General features: G+C 63.9%; 21 protein-coding genes. 18 read left to right on the top strand and 3 right to left on the bottom strand.

Features of this window, described 5'->3' with window-relative positions:
- The first annotated feature begins 1301 nt into the window (after positions 1–1301).
- The 7 genes from ID574_RS12265 to ID574_RS12235 all read left to right on the top strand — a co-directional run bounded on the left by ID574_RS12265 (position 1302) and on the right by ID574_RS12235 (position 4974).
- Positions 1302–1454 (top strand): hypothetical protein, encoded by a 153-nt coding sequence (locus ID574_RS12265; RefSeq protein WP_188188922.1) that lies wholly within the window; start codon positions 1302–1304, stop codon positions 1452–1454.
- Between the two features lie 237 nt (positions 1455–1691).
- Complete coding sequence (locus tag ID574_RS12260; RefSeq protein ID WP_188188921.1) at positions 1692–1835, top strand: hypothetical protein; 144 nt, start codon at positions 1692–1694, stop codon at positions 1833–1835.
- The gene (locus ID574_RS12255) at positions 1832–2074 is read left to right on the top strand and encodes a hypothetical protein (RefSeq protein ID WP_188188920.1); all 243 of its coding nucleotides are present in this window, start codon (positions 1832–1834) and stop codon (positions 2072–2074) included. The genes ID574_RS12260 and ID574_RS12255 overlap by 4 nt, the downstream gene beginning before the upstream one ends.
- Positions 2071–2211 carry a DnaJ-like cysteine-rich domain-containing protein gene (locus ID574_RS12250; RefSeq protein ID WP_188188919.1) on the top strand — a complete coding sequence of 47 codons (141 nt, stop codon included), beginning with the start codon at positions 2071–2073 and terminating at the stop codon, positions 2209–2211. Before ID574_RS12255 ends, ID574_RS12250 begins: the two co-directional genes overlap by 4 nt.
- A 38-nt stretch (positions 2212–2249) precedes the next feature.
- The gene (locus ID574_RS12245) at positions 2250–3581 is read left to right on the top strand and encodes a replication initiator (protein WP_188189529.1); all 1332 of its coding nucleotides are present in this window, start codon (positions 2250–2252) and stop codon (positions 3579–3581) included.
- Positions 3578–3778 (top strand): helix-turn-helix domain-containing protein, encoded by a 201-nt coding sequence (locus tag ID574_RS12240; RefSeq protein ID WP_188188918.1) that lies wholly within the window; start codon positions 3578–3580, stop codon positions 3776–3778. The genes ID574_RS12245 and ID574_RS12240 overlap by 4 nt, the downstream gene beginning before the upstream one ends.
- A gap of 77 nt (positions 3779–3855) precedes the next feature.
- Positions 3856–4974: a site-specific integrase gene (locus tag ID574_RS12235; RefSeq protein WP_223166617.1), complete on the top strand. Its 1119-nt coding sequence runs from the start codon at positions 3856–3858 to the stop codon at positions 4972–4974.
- A gap of 721 nt (positions 4975–5695) precedes the next feature.
- Here the strand turns inward: ID574_RS12235 and ID574_RS12230 are convergent.
- The 3 genes from ID574_RS12230 to ID574_RS12220 are packed head-to-tail and all read right to left on the bottom strand — an operon-like array spanning position 5696 to position 7882.
- A complete protein-coding gene (locus ID574_RS12230; protein WP_188188916.1) occupies positions 5696–6118 on the bottom strand; it encodes a hypothetical protein in 423 nt (140 codons plus the stop codon).
- Positions 6119–6177: 59 nt separating this feature from the next.
- Entirely contained in the window at positions 6178–7095 is a 918-nt protein-coding gene (locus tag ID574_RS12225; RefSeq protein ID WP_188188915.1) for a DMT family transporter, read from the bottom strand.
- Between the two features lie 4 nt (positions 7096–7099).
- Positions 7100–7882, bottom strand: coding sequence for a GntR family transcriptional regulator (locus ID574_RS12220; RefSeq protein ID WP_188188914.1), 783 nt, complete (start codon positions 7880–7882; stop codon positions 7100–7102).
- Positions 7883–8063: 181 nt separating this feature from the next.
- Here ID574_RS12220 and ID574_RS12215 point away from each other — a divergent pair, with 181 nt between their 5' ends.
- From ID574_RS12215 to ID574_RS12165, 11 genes are all read left to right on the top strand, one after another.
- Positions 8064–8396, top strand: a complete 333-nt coding sequence (locus tag ID574_RS12215; protein ID WP_188188913.1) for a hypothetical protein — start codon at positions 8064–8066, stop codon at positions 8394–8396.
- 68 nt (positions 8397–8464) lie between these two features.
- Positions 8465–8839 (top strand): hypothetical protein, encoded by a 375-nt coding sequence (locus tag ID574_RS12210; RefSeq protein ID WP_188188912.1) that lies wholly within the window; start codon positions 8465–8467, stop codon positions 8837–8839.
- A gap of 14 nt (positions 8840–8853) precedes the next feature.
- Positions 8854–9081, top strand: a complete 228-nt coding sequence (locus ID574_RS12205) for a hypothetical protein (RefSeq protein WP_188188911.1) — start codon at positions 8854–8856, stop codon at positions 9079–9081.
- A gap of 91 nt (positions 9082–9172) precedes the next feature.
- The gene (locus tag ID574_RS12200) at positions 9173–9370 is read left to right on the top strand and encodes a hypothetical protein (protein WP_188188910.1); all 198 of its coding nucleotides are present in this window, start codon (positions 9173–9175) and stop codon (positions 9368–9370) included.
- The gene (locus ID574_RS12195; protein WP_188188909.1) at positions 9367–9531 is read left to right on the top strand and encodes a hypothetical protein; all 165 of its coding nucleotides are present in this window, start codon (positions 9367–9369) and stop codon (positions 9529–9531) included. The genes ID574_RS12200 and ID574_RS12195 overlap by 4 nt, the downstream gene beginning before the upstream one ends.
- Entirely contained in the window at positions 9519–10163 is a 645-nt protein-coding gene (locus ID574_RS12190) for a hypothetical protein (RefSeq protein ID WP_188188908.1), read from the top strand. Before ID574_RS12195 ends, ID574_RS12190 begins: the two co-directional genes overlap by 13 nt.
- 104 nt (positions 10164–10267) lie before the next feature.
- The gene (locus ID574_RS12185) at positions 10268–10420 is read left to right on the top strand and encodes a hypothetical protein (RefSeq protein ID WP_188188907.1); all 153 of its coding nucleotides are present in this window, start codon (positions 10268–10270) and stop codon (positions 10418–10420) included.
- 103 nt (positions 10421–10523) lie between these two features.
- Complete coding sequence (locus ID574_RS12180) at positions 10524–11249, top strand: FtsK/SpoIIIE domain-containing protein (RefSeq protein ID WP_262495977.1); 726 nt, start codon at positions 10524–10526, stop codon at positions 11247–11249.
- Positions 11246–11590, top strand: a complete 345-nt coding sequence (locus ID574_RS12175; protein ID WP_188188905.1) for a hypothetical protein — start codon at positions 11246–11248, stop codon at positions 11588–11590. Before ID574_RS12180 ends, ID574_RS12175 begins: the two co-directional genes overlap by 4 nt.
- The gene (locus ID574_RS12170; protein ID WP_188188904.1) at positions 11587–11877 is read left to right on the top strand and encodes a GIY-YIG nuclease family protein; all 291 of its coding nucleotides are present in this window, start codon (positions 11587–11589) and stop codon (positions 11875–11877) included. The genes ID574_RS12175 and ID574_RS12170 overlap by 4 nt, the downstream gene beginning before the upstream one ends.
- On the top strand, positions 11874–13331 hold the full coding sequence (locus ID574_RS12165; protein ID WP_188188903.1) for a replication initiator: 1458 nt from the start codon (positions 11874–11876) through the stop codon (positions 13329–13331). Before ID574_RS12170 ends, ID574_RS12165 begins: the two co-directional genes overlap by 4 nt.
- The last annotated feature ends 2 nt before the right edge of the window (positions 13332–13333 follow it).

Here is a 13333-nt window from a genome sequence, read left to right as displayed (position 1 = left end):
CACAGTGACGGAAAAGCGGTGGCTGTTCCGGTGGAAAGTACAGCTTGTTCGGTTGTGCTGGGCATGCCGTGGCACCGGAAGATTCCCTAGTCGAAATCAGTCAATCAGCGACGAACAGGAGGCGAACATGGCAGGTCGGCATCGCAAGACTTCGGACACGAAGAAGAAGGAATGCAAGTGGTGCAAGGGCGTGGGCGGATTCCACAGCGGAGGTGTTTCCATACGCTGCGGCAGATGCGCCGGGACCGGAGAACGATAGCGGGCATTAGAAGCACGTTAAGGCAAACGCGGAGAGGAGGTGAAGTGTCGTGGGACTTTTCAGCAACCGGTTTGTGCCGCCGTTGCAGTGTGACAAATGCGGCGGGGACGGTCGCCGCGAGCATCAGGTCTGGAAGATGGGCAAAGGCTATGAGTCCGAAGGACGCGTGTGTAAGAAATGCGGCGGTAGGGGGCTTCTCAAGTCCAAGTGAGTGACGTTGCATCCGGCCGTCCACCAGTAGTGGAGGACGGCTCATGGAAAGCCACTCACAAACGAGAAGGAAAGGGGACCTCGAATGAGGAACAGACGCTTTATCCCGCTGTCTTCGTATGCATGCTGTACCTGCAACGGCAGCGGGATCGATTCCGAAAGCCGGACGTGTCGGGACTGTAACGGCACCGGTATCGACAACCACGACTGAAAGCGCGGACGAAATGAGGCGAACGAAAATCTCCCCGTGCGGGTCTGCGCCGCGCTGCTCGATATGCACAGGCTACCTGTACGTGCGCACGAGAACATGCCCGAAATGCGACCGGTAGAAAGGAGGTGACTTTCAGATGTCTGTCTTGGCTGGCGTCAATGACAAGCGAGTGAGCTGCCCTGACTGCCGGTATGAGACTCGCCTGGCGCGCTTTGATGCGCTGCTGGTGGGCGATCGCGGTTTGCAGGTCGGCTGTCCGAACTGCCGCTACTCGTTCTGGGTCAGCTTCACGTAATCCGGCAAAGGTCACGAGAGCAAGGAGCACGCAAGATGGCACGAGGATCGCAGGTCTGGAAACTCAAGGCCGCTGCGCGCGAATACGAGCAGGCTATGAGAACCGGCACAAAACAAGAGCAAGCGCGATGCTACGCCGTTTTGAACGCGGCGTACCGGAACTCCTCCGAAGAGGAGATCCACATCGCAATACACCATTAGCAATACACAGACAGCGCGTGAAGCACTGTTGGGTGCGCGCCCACGGAACGGCTCAGCTTGGCCGGCGTCCGCCGTCCCGTAGGCCGCGCTTCCTTCACCTCGCTATCGAGCAAAGGAGATTTCAGTATGCACCACGAACCCACCATGAAATGCGTCGGCGGCTGCGGCGGCTCCGGCAAGCGTCGCGGCTCTGCGGGGGTCATGGACTGCCCGCGCTGCAAGGGCACCGGCCGCATCACAGCCGACCAGGTTCGCCCGGGGGAGGTGGCCGGGCTATGAAGACCAGTCAGCCGTGTCGACGCTGTAGCGGGACCGGGTGGCGTCGCGGTCCCAGCACGGTGCGCCAGTGCGCCGCTTGTCGCGGCACGGGCCGGGTGAGAGTCGGGGACATCGAAAGGCTTGGCTCATGACCGGGCGCGTACCGGAGGTGCCGCCGACCACGCCAAACACGTGGGCGTGCCGCAACTGCCGGACGGTCAACTACGCCACGGCCATCTTCTGCCGGAGGTGCGGCCGATGAGCACGGGCAAGGTGTTCGGCTGCTCGCGCTGCCGGGGCGCGGGGTGGGTGCCGTCGTCGGTGTTCGACCCTCGCAGTGTGCGGGGCTGGCGCCGCTGTAGCAGCTGCAATGGCACGGGCAAGGCGGAGGCCAAGCAGTGAGCCGCTACCGCGTCCAGATCACGGAGACCTCGGCCGTGGGTGTGACGGAAAACCCGTGGAGCGTGACACGCCGCGTGGTCGACCAGGCCGATGGCGGGCCCTGTTTGCGGCCGGTCGAGGTCAAAGCCAACGGCCAGCGCCGGTTGATCGCCTGCGGGCGTCGTCTGCCAGCTGATCGGCAGTGCGATGCCTGCCGGGTCCGTGTCCAAGTCGTCGAAGTGAGGAGGGTTGCCGAATGAGCAAGCTGCCACGGGCGTGCCGGTCGTGCAAGGGCAACGGCTATTTCGTGGTCAGGCGCTTCGTCGAGGGCAAACGCGAGCGCACGAACGTGAAGTGTTCCGCCTGCGACGGCACGGGCGTGGTGGCGGCTCAGTGAGTACCCCTACACTGCTCGCCGATTGCGTCGGGCCGGTCATGCGCGACCTGGCCCGGCGCTCTGGCAAAGACCTCACGCGTTGGGTCGAGCAAGTTCACCGGCTCGGCGGCTGCATCGAGCCGGTGCGACTCGTTGGCGAGTCCATGACCTTGGACGCTGCGACCGGTCAAGTGCTGTCGAGTTACAGCACCGCGAGCGAACCGCATGGCCACCTGCTGATCAGGTGCGGCAATCGACGCGCTTCGCGGTGTCCGTCGTGCGCCGAGTTGTATCGGCGTGACACCTTCCACCTGATCAGGGCCGGGCTGCTCGGCGGCGCGAAGGGTGTGCCTGCCACCGTGCGCGCCCACCCGCGGGTGTTCCTCACGCTCACCGCGCCGTCGTTCGGGCCGGTGCACCGCGGACCCGACAAGGACGGGGTACGGCGAGTCTGCCACCCTCGGCGGACCGGTCCGGCGTGTTTCGAGCGGCACAAGGCTGACGACACACGCCTGGGCCAACCGCTCGATGCGGACTCCTACGACTACGTCGGGCACGTGCTGTGGAACGCCCACGCGGGCGAGCTGTGGCGCCGCTTCACCATCTACCTACGCCGGCATCTCGCTGCCGCCGCGGGCTTGACCCAGGCCGCGTTCAACAGGGCGGTGCGGGTGTCGTTCGCCAAGGTCGCCGAATACCAAGCGCGCGGCGTCGTGCACTTTCACGCCGTTGTCCGTCTCGACGGGCGGACCGACGATTCGGCCGACGTGATCGAACCGCCTTCGTGGGCCACGATCGACCTGATCGAGAACGCCGTCGGCTCGGCCGCGGCTGCCGTCCGGCTGACCGCTCCCGACCTTGGCCAGCCCACCACAGAGTTGGTGTGGGGCCGCCAGGTGGACGTGAAGCCGATCGAGGGTGGTGACCTTGACGGCCACCTGTCGGAGCAGGCCGTGGCCGCGTACGTGGCCAAATATGCCACCAAAGCCGCGGAAACGTCCGGCACCCTCGACCGGCGCATCCACGCCCACGATCTGTCCCGGCTTCGCGAGCACGGCGCCAGCGCGCACGCGGCGCGGCTGATCCGGACGGCGTGGCGGCTGGGCAACCCGGAGGCGCACCCGGAGCTGGTCGGGCTACGGCTGCGCAAGTGGGCTCACATGCTCGGCTTTCGTGGCCACTTCTCCACCCGATCCCGCGCCTACTCGACCACCCTCGGCGCCATCCGCGACGAACGTGCCGAGCATCGTCGCGCGCAGCTGGGGGTCGATCGATACGAGGACGGCAGCACGCTCGTGCTCGCGCACTGGAGCTTCGCCGGACAGGGCTACAGCCGCGGCGAATCCCTGCTCATCGACTCGCTCGGCCCGCCTAAGGAGGAGTATCCATGACCAAGACAGTTGAGGAGGTGCGGCTCTATCGGGTTACGGATGCCGTGGCACTCCTTGGGCAGAGCCGCTCGGCGGTCTATGAGCTCATTCGCTCGGGCCGTCTGCGCACGGTGAAGGAAGGACGGACCCGTCTGGTTCCCTCGACTGCCATACAGGAGTACATCGCGCTGCTTGAGCGGGAAGCGGGGGCGCGCTGATGGCTAAGAGGCGCAGCAGAGGCGACGGCGGCCTGCACTGGGACGACAAGCGGCAGCGCTGGATCGCCTCGCTGACGGTGGGCTACACGCCGGCCGGGAAGCGCATCGTCAAGCGCGGCAGCGGCAAGACCAAGACCGAGGCGAAGAACAAGCTCAAGGAGATCATCAGGGACTACGAAGACGGGCTGGCCCTCGCACCGCACGACTACACGGTGGCTGACGCGGTGACGTACTGGCTCGAACATGCCCTCGGGAGCCGTGACGAAGACACGGTCGAGCTCTACACAGGGTTCGCACGGCTGCACATCACTCCGGATCTCGGAGCTCGCAAGCTGCGGGAACTGTCGGTGGAGGATGTCGACAAGTGGCTGGCGAGCAAGGCCGCGGGGCTGGGCACGCGCTCACTCAAGTTGATCCATTCCATCCTCAACCGTGCGGTCAAGAACGCCATGAAGCGGGACAAGGTCAAGCGGAACGTGGTCGAGCTCTGCGAGGTCCCAGAAGGACGTGATGGCCGGCCATCACGTGCGCTCACGGTGGCTCAAGCCGAAGCGCTGATCAACGCCGCCGAACAGGCCGGGGCTCGGATACGCGCCTACATCCTCTTGTCGCTGCTCACTGGGGCACGTACTGAAGAGGTGCGCGCGTTGACGTGGCCGCACGTGGTGGCCTTCGACGAGAAGCGCCAGGCATGGCTTCCCGTGACCGAGATCGGCTGGGATCACCGCGAGTTCGCAGTGCACGTTTGGCGGTCGGTCCGCAAGAAGGGCGACACGAAGACGGTCAAGTCCCGGCGCACGCTCAAGCTGCCCGCGCGAGTGGTCAAGGCGCTTCGGCTCCTGATGGAGGTCCAGCAGCAGGAGCATGTCGGCACAGAGCACGCGTCGACCGGCACTGGCTTGGTGTTTTGCACCAAGAACGGAACACCGCTGAGTGCGGCCAACGTGCGGCGTGACTTCCGGAAGGTGGCCGACAGCGCGGGCCTGGCCGGCACGGAGTGGACGCCGCGGGAGCTTCGGCACAGCTTCGTGTCGCTGCTGTCGGACTCGGGAGTGCCGATCGAGGACATCTCGCAGCTGGTGGGCCACGCGACCACCGTGGTCACTGAGACGGTCTACCGCTTCCAGCTGCGGCCTGTGCTCCTGCAGGGTGCCGAAGCGATGGACACCATCTTCCCTGCGGCCGAAGATACGTAGTCACTCAGATAGACACACACCCCCGCTTATCGATCTTAAGCGGGGGTGTGTTCTTGCTGGTGGAGCCTAGGAGATTCGAACTCCTGACTTCCTGCTTGCAAACGGCAGACGATCAGTCCAGAGCCGGTATTTGTCGCCATCGGACGGGTCAGCAGTCCAGGGAGAGACGCCATGATCCAGGACTGTTGCTACATGATGTGGCTACAGACGCAGGGCCGATCCCGTGGAGGGTGTGCCGCTTTGACGAATCGTTGCGGTGGTGCAGGATCTGATGGGGAAGATCTTCCAGGGGGACAATAAGCTTGATTATCGGTGAGGCCGCACGGCCTCACCGCGCGAAGCGTGGCCGTGTCCCCCTGGGAGATCTTCGTGGGTCCCATCTGATCCGGCTCCGAAACGATTCGGTATGGCGGTGCTCCCGGAGCGGGATGGCCCCCGGCGTGCGGCGCCCGGCCTGTCCCGTTACGGCGCGCGGTTCGTGCGGACCTCGGCGCGGGTACGGCCTGGCGCGGTGCCGGCCCCGCCGTCGCCCTCAAGGCGTAAGAGCGGGGCCGGCGACCGCAGCCCCGACCGCCGACGTTCCCCGCGCTCGCCTCGGTCTTTCGCGCGATGCGCGTGCGCTCCGATGCTCGACTTAGTGCGGCGCGGCTGCGCTATGCCACGTGCGGTGATCAGCATTCCGGCGCGCGAGAGCGCGCCCTTGAAGCAGTAGAGAAAGTTCTCACCAGTAAACAAGCGTGGCTTCGATCTTGCTCTGGTCCTGGCGGGTCAAGAGGACATACATCACTCGTCCATCAATGGATTTCATGGCCCCGGCGAAGCATTCCCAGCCTTGGCAAGCTTGATCAGCGGGCGGAACCGTAGACCATCCTGCTGCATAAAAACCTTCGAGAGCTTCTTTCTGTGTCGAGGAAAATACATCAAGACTTACCCATCCACCTTCTGCGGAGTCGCACGAATCGAAGTCGTATATGTTACCGATGCTGTCCTTTGGAAAGAGGTCACGTGCAACGCTTAGTAGCGCTTCATTGTCCTTCTTCGCCTCAGCGATGCAACGCTCAAGAGATTGAGTTCCCTGTTCTGCCATTCTGTCCAAGGCTAAGTTGAAGAGTAGCTGACCTGCGCCAAGAGCGATTGTGATCACGGCGAGAGCTAAGAGGAGGCGATACAATGCGCGTCTAGTTTTGTAGCTCATCTTGATAGTCAAAGATCATTTCCTCTTTTCGCTCTCACGGTCGCACTCTTCGGCGATGGCTTCCGCCATCGGGTCAGTCCAACGCCTAGCAGGACAATCAGCATGCCAACCAAGGCGGTTGGCTGAGGGATCTCAGTCAGGACCGCCCATCCGAGAATCACCGCGATGGCTGGAAGCAGGTAGGTCACTACGGAAGCGACTACGGCTCCATCATCTTGGATGATTCGGTAGTTCAGGACGTAGGCGAAGCCTGTGCCGAAGATTCCAAGAATGGTGATCGCTACCAGAGTATCCGCTCTGATGCTGATTGGGGCGAGTCCGCCGAAGGGTGTTGTGGCCAGGAGTAGTCCCGAGGCTGCGGTGAGCTGGCAAGCTGAGAGAACAATCGGCGGTAGACCTCGGTTGGTGAGGTGACGGTCCATGTAGAGGTAGCTGATCGCGTAGCAGACAGCGGCGGCGAAGCAGGCGAGACCTCCCCAAGAGGCGATCTGGTTACTGGTGGACCAGGGCGCGAAGATCAGGATTGTTCCTGCGAAACCGGCAAGTAGGCCCGTGGTTCTAGGCAAGCTGATTGTTGTGTCATGGCGGGTGAGATATGCCAGGATCATCGTCCACAGAGGGGTCGTGCAGTTGATGATTCCGGCGACGGAGGAATCGACGGTCTGCTCGCCGATCGCGAAGAGTAGGTATGGGGCAGCGTTCGCGAAGAGTGCGGCTACTACCAGGTGCCCCCAGAGCTTCCATCCGCGCGGAAGGTGCCGGCCTTGGGTGTAGACCAGGATCACGAGAATGAGCGCTCCAAGGACAAGGCGGATCAGGGTGACCTGAGTGGGCGAGAATCCTCGGAGCGCAATCTTGATCCAGAGAAATCCGGATCCCCAGAGCAGTGCAAGTGCACCTAGTCGAAGCAGGCCGCCGAAGCGCATGCGTTCACTCCACTGGAACGTCGTAGAGAAGGCCGGTCATGTCGGCACGCATGACGAATCGGGTCAGCTCGTAGGCGTTGCCTGTCTGGTCAAGGCTGGTATGTAGCACGTCGATCACCGGTACTCCAGGTGGTGTCCGGAGGTGGCGGGCTTCCTCGGCGCGTGGCATGCGGGCGCTGATCTCCTCGCGAATGCGATGCATGACGTGGCCCTTGTCTTCGAATACTCCGTGAATGCCGTACTGGTGTGGAATGTCCTCTTGTAGCAGGCCAGTCCCCCTTGCGAGGGTCCATGGGATGTAGGTGGTCACCCGTTGCACCGGGTCATCGTCGGCCCAGAACACGTTCTCGCGTCGAAGGACTGACTTGGTCTTGTCCGAAACTCCGAGTCGCTCCGCCACATCGGCGGGCGGCTGGATGCGCTCGATGCTCAGGACCTCGAACCGTCCGGTCTTGCCCTGCTTGGCGCACTCCAGCAAGAAGGGTGAGAGGCCGGTTCCTCGGTACTTGTGCGAGTAGCGATCGTTCCCGAGTCTGATCAACGGTTGCTGTTTGCGGACGAAGACCCCTCGGCCGTGCTCGGGGGTGACCAAGCCTTCTTCGGCTAGGAGCTGGATGGCGGCGCGGGCGGTGTTGCGGGCTGTGCCGTGCTTCTCGGCAAGCTCGCGCTCGGACTGGAGTTTGGAGCCGGGGGCCAGTTCCCCTGTTTCGATCGCGTGCCGGAGCTCGTCGGCAATCTTCCGACTCGGCTTGCGGTCGTCGGGCTCCCCTTCCTTGTGCTGATTCATGGTGATCTTTCGCGGTATGCAGGACGGCCTGTCCTGGCTTACGCCACTGACGTTAGTGGCTCAGGCCAGTTCTGCCAACTTTCTCGTTCTAGAGCCTTGACCATACTGGCTTAAGCCACTTCAATCGGGATCAGCCAGTCCAACTGGCTCAAGCCAGTTCATAGTCAAAGGAGTCAGCATCATGCGTCTCAAGCTGGACACCACTGGCGTCGCGTTCACGGCGTCGCAGGAGCCGCAGCCCAAGAACGACAGCGAGGGCCGGCAGCGTATGGAGAAGATCAACGGCAAGGAGACGGGCCGCGCGCTCTGGACTGTTCAGGTGGTCGCCATGGCCCCTGACGGTGCCGAGGTCATCCGGGTCACCGTGGCTGGAGACAAGCCGAGAGTTGGCCCTGGAATGCCCGTGCACTTCATCGGGCTCGAAGCGATCCCCTGGGTTCAGGGAGAGCGCAACGGAACCGCGTTCCGCGCCGAGCAGATCACGCCCGCACAGCCGAACCAGAAAGCCGCCTAGTTCACGAGTCGAAGCGACTCATCCCGCGTACACCGTCCAGCACAACCCCCGTCAGAAGGGAACAGCACATGTCCATCACGCCCAGCGTCAACGGCATCACTCCGACCGAGGACACCGACAAGCCCGAACGCAAGCACGGCATGGCCTACCTCCATGACGCGCAGCTTCATCACGCTGCCACCCTGTTCGACACGGCCGTTTTCGAGGCCAACAGGCTGGCTGATGCCATCCAGCGCGAAGCAAGCACCTGCCTCTACGACCGAGGCGAGATCGACGAGAAAGCGATTCACGACCAGCTCACCGAGGCTCAGAACCTCCTCCTGGCCGCGCTGCACTTCTCCACCGAGCTGCACCAGCTCACCTGCCCCAACCAGCAGCAGAACGACACCCCCGAAGAGTCCTACACGGGCTTCACCATGCCCGACGGCAACATCCCGTTCTAGCAAGGGGAACCGCCATGACCTACTTCTACGTCATCACCGTCTCTGCCCCCGTAGTCGGAGGAGGGGAACGCCGCAACACGCTCACGGGAATCTGGGCCACCGACCAGCAGACCCGACACGCTGTCTTCACCGAAATCTACGAGTTCGCCAAGCAGCAACTCCAGGTAGACAGCCTCAACGTCATGTTCTACCAGTGCGAACCCAACCAGTTCGCTCCTAGCGGCGCTCTCACCGTCGCCTGATCACCGAAATGCCGGGCCTGGAGGTTGCCGCCTCCAGCCCGGCCCCAACAACCAACCCCACCTCAAGCCAAGAGAGAAGGGAGCCGTCGTCATGTTCGACGGTATCAAGCGATCCTGCGTGCGCCTAGTCGCGTACCTCGACGAACGCATCTGCGCCCGAGACGACGACATCGCCACCCGGATGGGTTGGCAGACCACTCGTACCGGCTTCGCCAGCCGGACCTACCGCGACCCTCGTTTCAACCAGCTCAAGGCTGCTGACGCGCAGCCGGAACGGCGGTCGGCATGAACATCAATCACCAGGCCATTCGCTGGCTGGAAGCCGAATTCGACCGCTGCATGGCGCAGCGATGCGAGTGCGGCTGCGGGGAACCGCTGGTTCCCTCCTACGGACCCATGATTTCGATCAAAGACGACCTCGCGGAATACGAGCAGCGGTGGTTGCCATGAGCAGATCACGCAGTCAGTTCCGCAACCCCCGCAACAACCCGTACCAGACCCACGACCGCACCATGGTCATGGTCAGTAACAGCGCTGCTGGAAGCCTCTGGCGCTGGCGTACCGAACTCATCTTCTTCGCCCTGGTCGTGCTCGCCGCGGCCTTCCTGGGCAACTGGGTCAATGCCACCTGGAATTTGACCGGATGGCCGCTCCTGCTCGTTGCCCTCGGCGCGTGGCTGCTGCCCTTCGCGGCTCTGTTCGCCGTGGCTCCCATCCGCCGCTGGATCTTCGCGCACGCCTGGTGCCTGATCACCCGGCATCGCCTCCAGCGACTCTGTCACGAAGCACACCGTCTGCACACCAAAGCCGGACGGCTGCCGCTGATCCTGTGGATCCGCCCCACCAGCGTGGGCGAACGCGCCCACCTCTGGCTACGCGCCGGAATCTGCGTCGAGGACATCGAAGCGCACATCAGCGAAATCCGCACCGCTTGCTACGCCCGTGATGCACGGGTGCAGGTCAACCCTCGCTGGACCCACCTGGTCACCCTCGACATCATCCGCCGCGACACCTTGGCGGCCTCCACCACGATCGTCCCCCTCATCCGCGACAGGCAGAACCAAGCCTCCTCGGACGCCTAACCCTTCCGGGGCCGATCACCACGCACACGGGCAAGCCCTCGACGCCTCGTGCCACACAGGCGCGAGGGCTTCCCCCTTCCACACCCCGAAACGGAGAACCCATCATGCTCTTCGACGAATGGGCCTGCGTCCGCTGCCAAGACGCCATGTACGGCCCCCGTCCCGACGACGGTCTCTGCGGCGGCTGCCTCCAAGAACTGGAGACCCAGCCCCCCGAGGTCCGCAACGCGTGGGGAGTGACCCACGATGACACCTGAACCCGCCGCCATACCGGTCGGCTCCCTCTCCATCTGGGATCCTGTCCACCTCGGCTTGGACGAAAACGGAGCCTCCGTCCACGTCCGCCTGGCCGAACGCAACATGCTCATCGGCGGCGAACCCGGCGCCGGTAAGTCCGCCGCCCTGCAACTCATCGTCGCGCACGCGGCCCTGTCCCTGGACTGCCGCCTCATCCTGGTCGACGGCAAACGAGTCGAACTCGGCATGTGGCGCGACTGCGCCGAACGCTTCATCGGCCCCTCCATCGACGAAGCCATCGACACCTTCAAATGGCTCCAACGAGAAATCGACGACCGCACCGACTGGCTACTCTCGGTCGGCAAACGCAAGATCACACCCGATCTCGACTTCCCGACCTACGTGGTCATCGTCGATGAGATCGGCTACTTCTCCGCCACGGTCGGCACACCCGCTGCCCAGAAGGAATTCAACGCCCTCAACCGCGACATCGTCGCCCGAGGCCGCGCCCCTGGCATCCTGCCCGTAGAGGCCACCCAACGCCCCTCCGCCGACATCGTCCCCACCAGCATGCGGGACCTATTCGGCTACCGGTGGGCCTTCCGCTGCTCCACCGAAGCCTCCTCCGACACCATCCTCGGCCACGGCTGGGCCGACCGAGGCTACTCCGCTACCACCATCGACCCGCAAGCACGCGGCGTCGGCTGGCTCCGCGCCGAAGACGGCATCCCCCGCCGCATCAAAGCCGCCTACCTCACAGACCAGGAGATCATCTACCTGGCCAACTACGCGGCCCAACTCCGAGGCCGCCGTCATCTTCACGCTCTTGACGGTGGTGAGGTCGCATGAAACCCCATCACCTTCCCTCCGCACCCGGTAGAGCACCGGGCCTCCTTCGCGATTCCAGCGTCAAGCCGACATTGACAGCAAACCGGCCACGACGGGTCGTCGAAAACGACGACTACGCCGCCTTCGTCCGACGCGTCATACGCGCCTACGGCCGTCGCATCGCCACTGGTGACATCGAAGCGCTCACCGACGCCATCGCCTTAGCCCAAGAACTCGACACCACCATCGCCCAAGCCGTCGCGGGCCTGCGCGCCTGCGGCTACTCCTGGACCGACATCGCCCGACCTCTCGGCATCACTCGGCAAGCCGCCCAACAACGGTGGGGCGGTGATGCTTCATGAGCACCGGAACCGTCTACCTGCTGCACTTCGACCGACCATTTAAACATGCCAAGCACTACACGGGCTGGACCTCCGGCGACCTAGACGGCCGCCTGGCCGAACACCGCGCCGGACGAGGCGCTCGTCTCTTGGCAGTAATCAAAGCTGCCGGTATCGGCTTCACCGTGGCCCGCATCTGGGCTGGTGATCGACGTCTGGAACGCTCCCTCAAACGGCAAGGTGGCGCTTCGCGCCGCTGCCCGTCATGCGGCGTCATTCCGCGTCGTTCGCGAGAGGTAGCCCCGTGACTGTCTCGACGGTCACCCTCAATCCCGGCACCGTGACGGTCCCGGGGTTGGGAGCGAACGCCGAGACACCCCTGATGCGCGACCTGATCCAACGAGCAGCCCGCGATGACTACGACCAATGGCTATCCGATGCCATGACCACCGGTGGCTGCACCCACCCCGTACGACTGCAAGGCGAGATTGCCCATGTCGCCCCTACCGGCGAACTCCTCGACGTCCGCCAAACCACCGACCACCCCGACGGCATCCTCTACACCTCCTGCGGCAACCGCCGCGAAGCCGTCTGCCCAGCCTGCTCCCAGATCTATCGGCGCGACGCCTACCACCTGATCCGCTCCGGACTGGCGGGCGGCAAAGGTGTCCCCAACACTGTCAGCCAACACCCCGCCGTCTTCGCCACCCTCACCGCACCCTCCTACGGCCTGGTCCACACCCGCCGCACAGCCAAAAGCGGCAAACAGATCCCCTGCCGACCACGCCGCAACCGGGAGTACTGCCGCCACGGACGCGAAATCTCTTGCGCCAGGATCCACCGCGAAGACGAACGATGCCTTGGCCGGCCACTGTGCCCGGACTGCTACGACTACGCCGGAGCCGTTATCTGGAACGCCCACGCTCCCGAACTGTGGCGACGCACCATGATTGCCCTCCGGCGCGTCCTCGACCGACGCGCAAAGCAGCTCGGCGTCAAGGTCGTCGTCCGCTACGCCAAAGTCGCCGAATTCCAAGCACGGGGACTCGTCCACTTCCACGCCCTGATCCGTCTCGATGGCCATGATCCGGACAACGCGATCATCCCACCACCACTTGAGATCACCGCTGACGACCTGACAGACGCGCTCCAGCAAGCCATACACAACACCTGGTTCGCCACTCTCGACCACCCTCGCAAGCCGGGCGGCTGGGACATCACCTGGGGAGACCAACTCGATGTCCGGCACGTCCAGCTCTCCGGCGATGGCGAAATCACAGACGGTCACGTAGCGTCGTACCTGGCCAAATACGCCACCAAAAGCACCGAAGCTGTGGGCGCGGTCTCCCGGCGCATCACCGAGAACAACCTCGACATCTACGCGCCACCTCACACTCACTTCGGACGACTCATCCGCGCCGCCTGGACACTCGGCGATCACCCACACGAGGACTTCAAAGCCCTCCGCCGCTGGGCACACATGCTCGGCTTCCGAGGCCACTTCACCACCAAAAGCCGCCGCTATTCCACCACCTTCAAAGTCCTCCGCGCAGCGCGGCAAACCTGGCGCCGACGCCAACACCGAACCGCGGAAACCCTCGACGACGCCGACACCACCCTCATTGTCGGTCTACTCAGCTACGCCGGAACCGGCTGGCGCACCCAAGCAGACGCTCTCTTGGCGCTCACCGCCGCCGCTAAAGCCCGCGAGTACGCCCAGACAGCCAGAGAGGAGATCGACGAAAACCACGAGAAGAGGTGACA

It is taken from the genome of Nonomuraea sp. SYSU D8015 (genome assembly GCF_008065375.1).
Taxonomy (GTDB): domain Bacteria; phylum Actinomycetota; class Actinomycetes; order Streptosporangiales; family Streptosporangiaceae; genus Nonomuraea.
Note: the sequence above shows the minus strand (reverse complement) of the source record. Positions and strands in the feature narration are given on the sequence as shown.

Excerpts from the sequence above, each read along its gene's own strand:
- ID574_RS12265 (WP_188188922.1), top strand. The coding sequence starts at position 1,302 with ATGCACCACGAACCCACCATGAAATGCGTCGGCGGCTGCGGCGGCTCC.
- ID574_RS12260 (WP_188188921.1), top strand. The coding sequence starts at position 1,692 with ATGAGCACGGGCAAGGTGTTCGGCTGCTCGCGCTGCCGGGGCGCGGGG.
- ID574_RS12250 (WP_188188919.1), top strand. The coding sequence starts at position 2,071 with ATGAGCAAGCTGCCACGGGCGTGCCGGTCGTGCAAGGGCAACGGCTAT.
- ID574_RS12245 (WP_188189529.1), top strand. The coding sequence starts at position 2,250 with ATGCGCGACCTGGCCCGGCGCTCTGGCAAAGACCTCACGCGTTGGGTC.
- ID574_RS12240 (WP_188188918.1), top strand. The coding sequence starts at position 3,578 with ATGACCAAGACAGTTGAGGAGGTGCGGCTCTATCGGGTTACGGATGCC.
- ID574_RS12225 (WP_188188915.1), bottom strand. The coding sequence starts at position 7,095 with ATGCGCTTCGGCGGCCTGCTTCGACTAGGTGCACTTGCACTGCTCTGG.
- ID574_RS12220 (WP_188188914.1), bottom strand. The coding sequence starts at position 7,882 with ATGAATCAGCACAAGGAAGGGGAGCCCGACGACCGCAAGCCGAGTCGG.
- ID574_RS12215 (WP_188188913.1), top strand. The coding sequence starts at position 8,064 with ATGCGTCTCAAGCTGGACACCACTGGCGTCGCGTTCACGGCGTCGCAG.
- ID574_RS12210 (WP_188188912.1), top strand. The coding sequence starts at position 8,465 with ATGTCCATCACGCCCAGCGTCAACGGCATCACTCCGACCGAGGACACC.
- ID574_RS12205 (WP_188188911.1), top strand. The coding sequence starts at position 8,854 with ATGACCTACTTCTACGTCATCACCGTCTCTGCCCCCGTAGTCGGAGGA.
- ID574_RS12200 (WP_188188910.1), top strand. The coding sequence starts at position 9,173 with ATGTTCGACGGTATCAAGCGATCCTGCGTGCGCCTAGTCGCGTACCTC.
- ID574_RS12195 (WP_188188909.1), top strand. The coding sequence starts at position 9,367 with ATGAACATCAATCACCAGGCCATTCGCTGGCTGGAAGCCGAATTCGAC.
- ID574_RS12185 (WP_188188907.1), top strand. The coding sequence starts at position 10,268 with ATGCTCTTCGACGAATGGGCCTGCGTCCGCTGCCAAGACGCCATGTAC.
- ID574_RS12180 (WP_262495977.1), top strand. The coding sequence starts at position 10,524 with ATGCTCATCGGCGGCGAACCCGGCGCCGGTAAGTCCGCCGCCCTGCAA.
- ID574_RS12175 (WP_188188905.1), top strand. The coding sequence starts at position 11,246 with ATGAAACCCCATCACCTTCCCTCCGCACCCGGTAGAGCACCGGGCCTC.
- ID574_RS12170 (WP_188188904.1), top strand. The coding sequence starts at position 11,587 with ATGAGCACCGGAACCGTCTACCTGCTGCACTTCGACCGACCATTTAAA.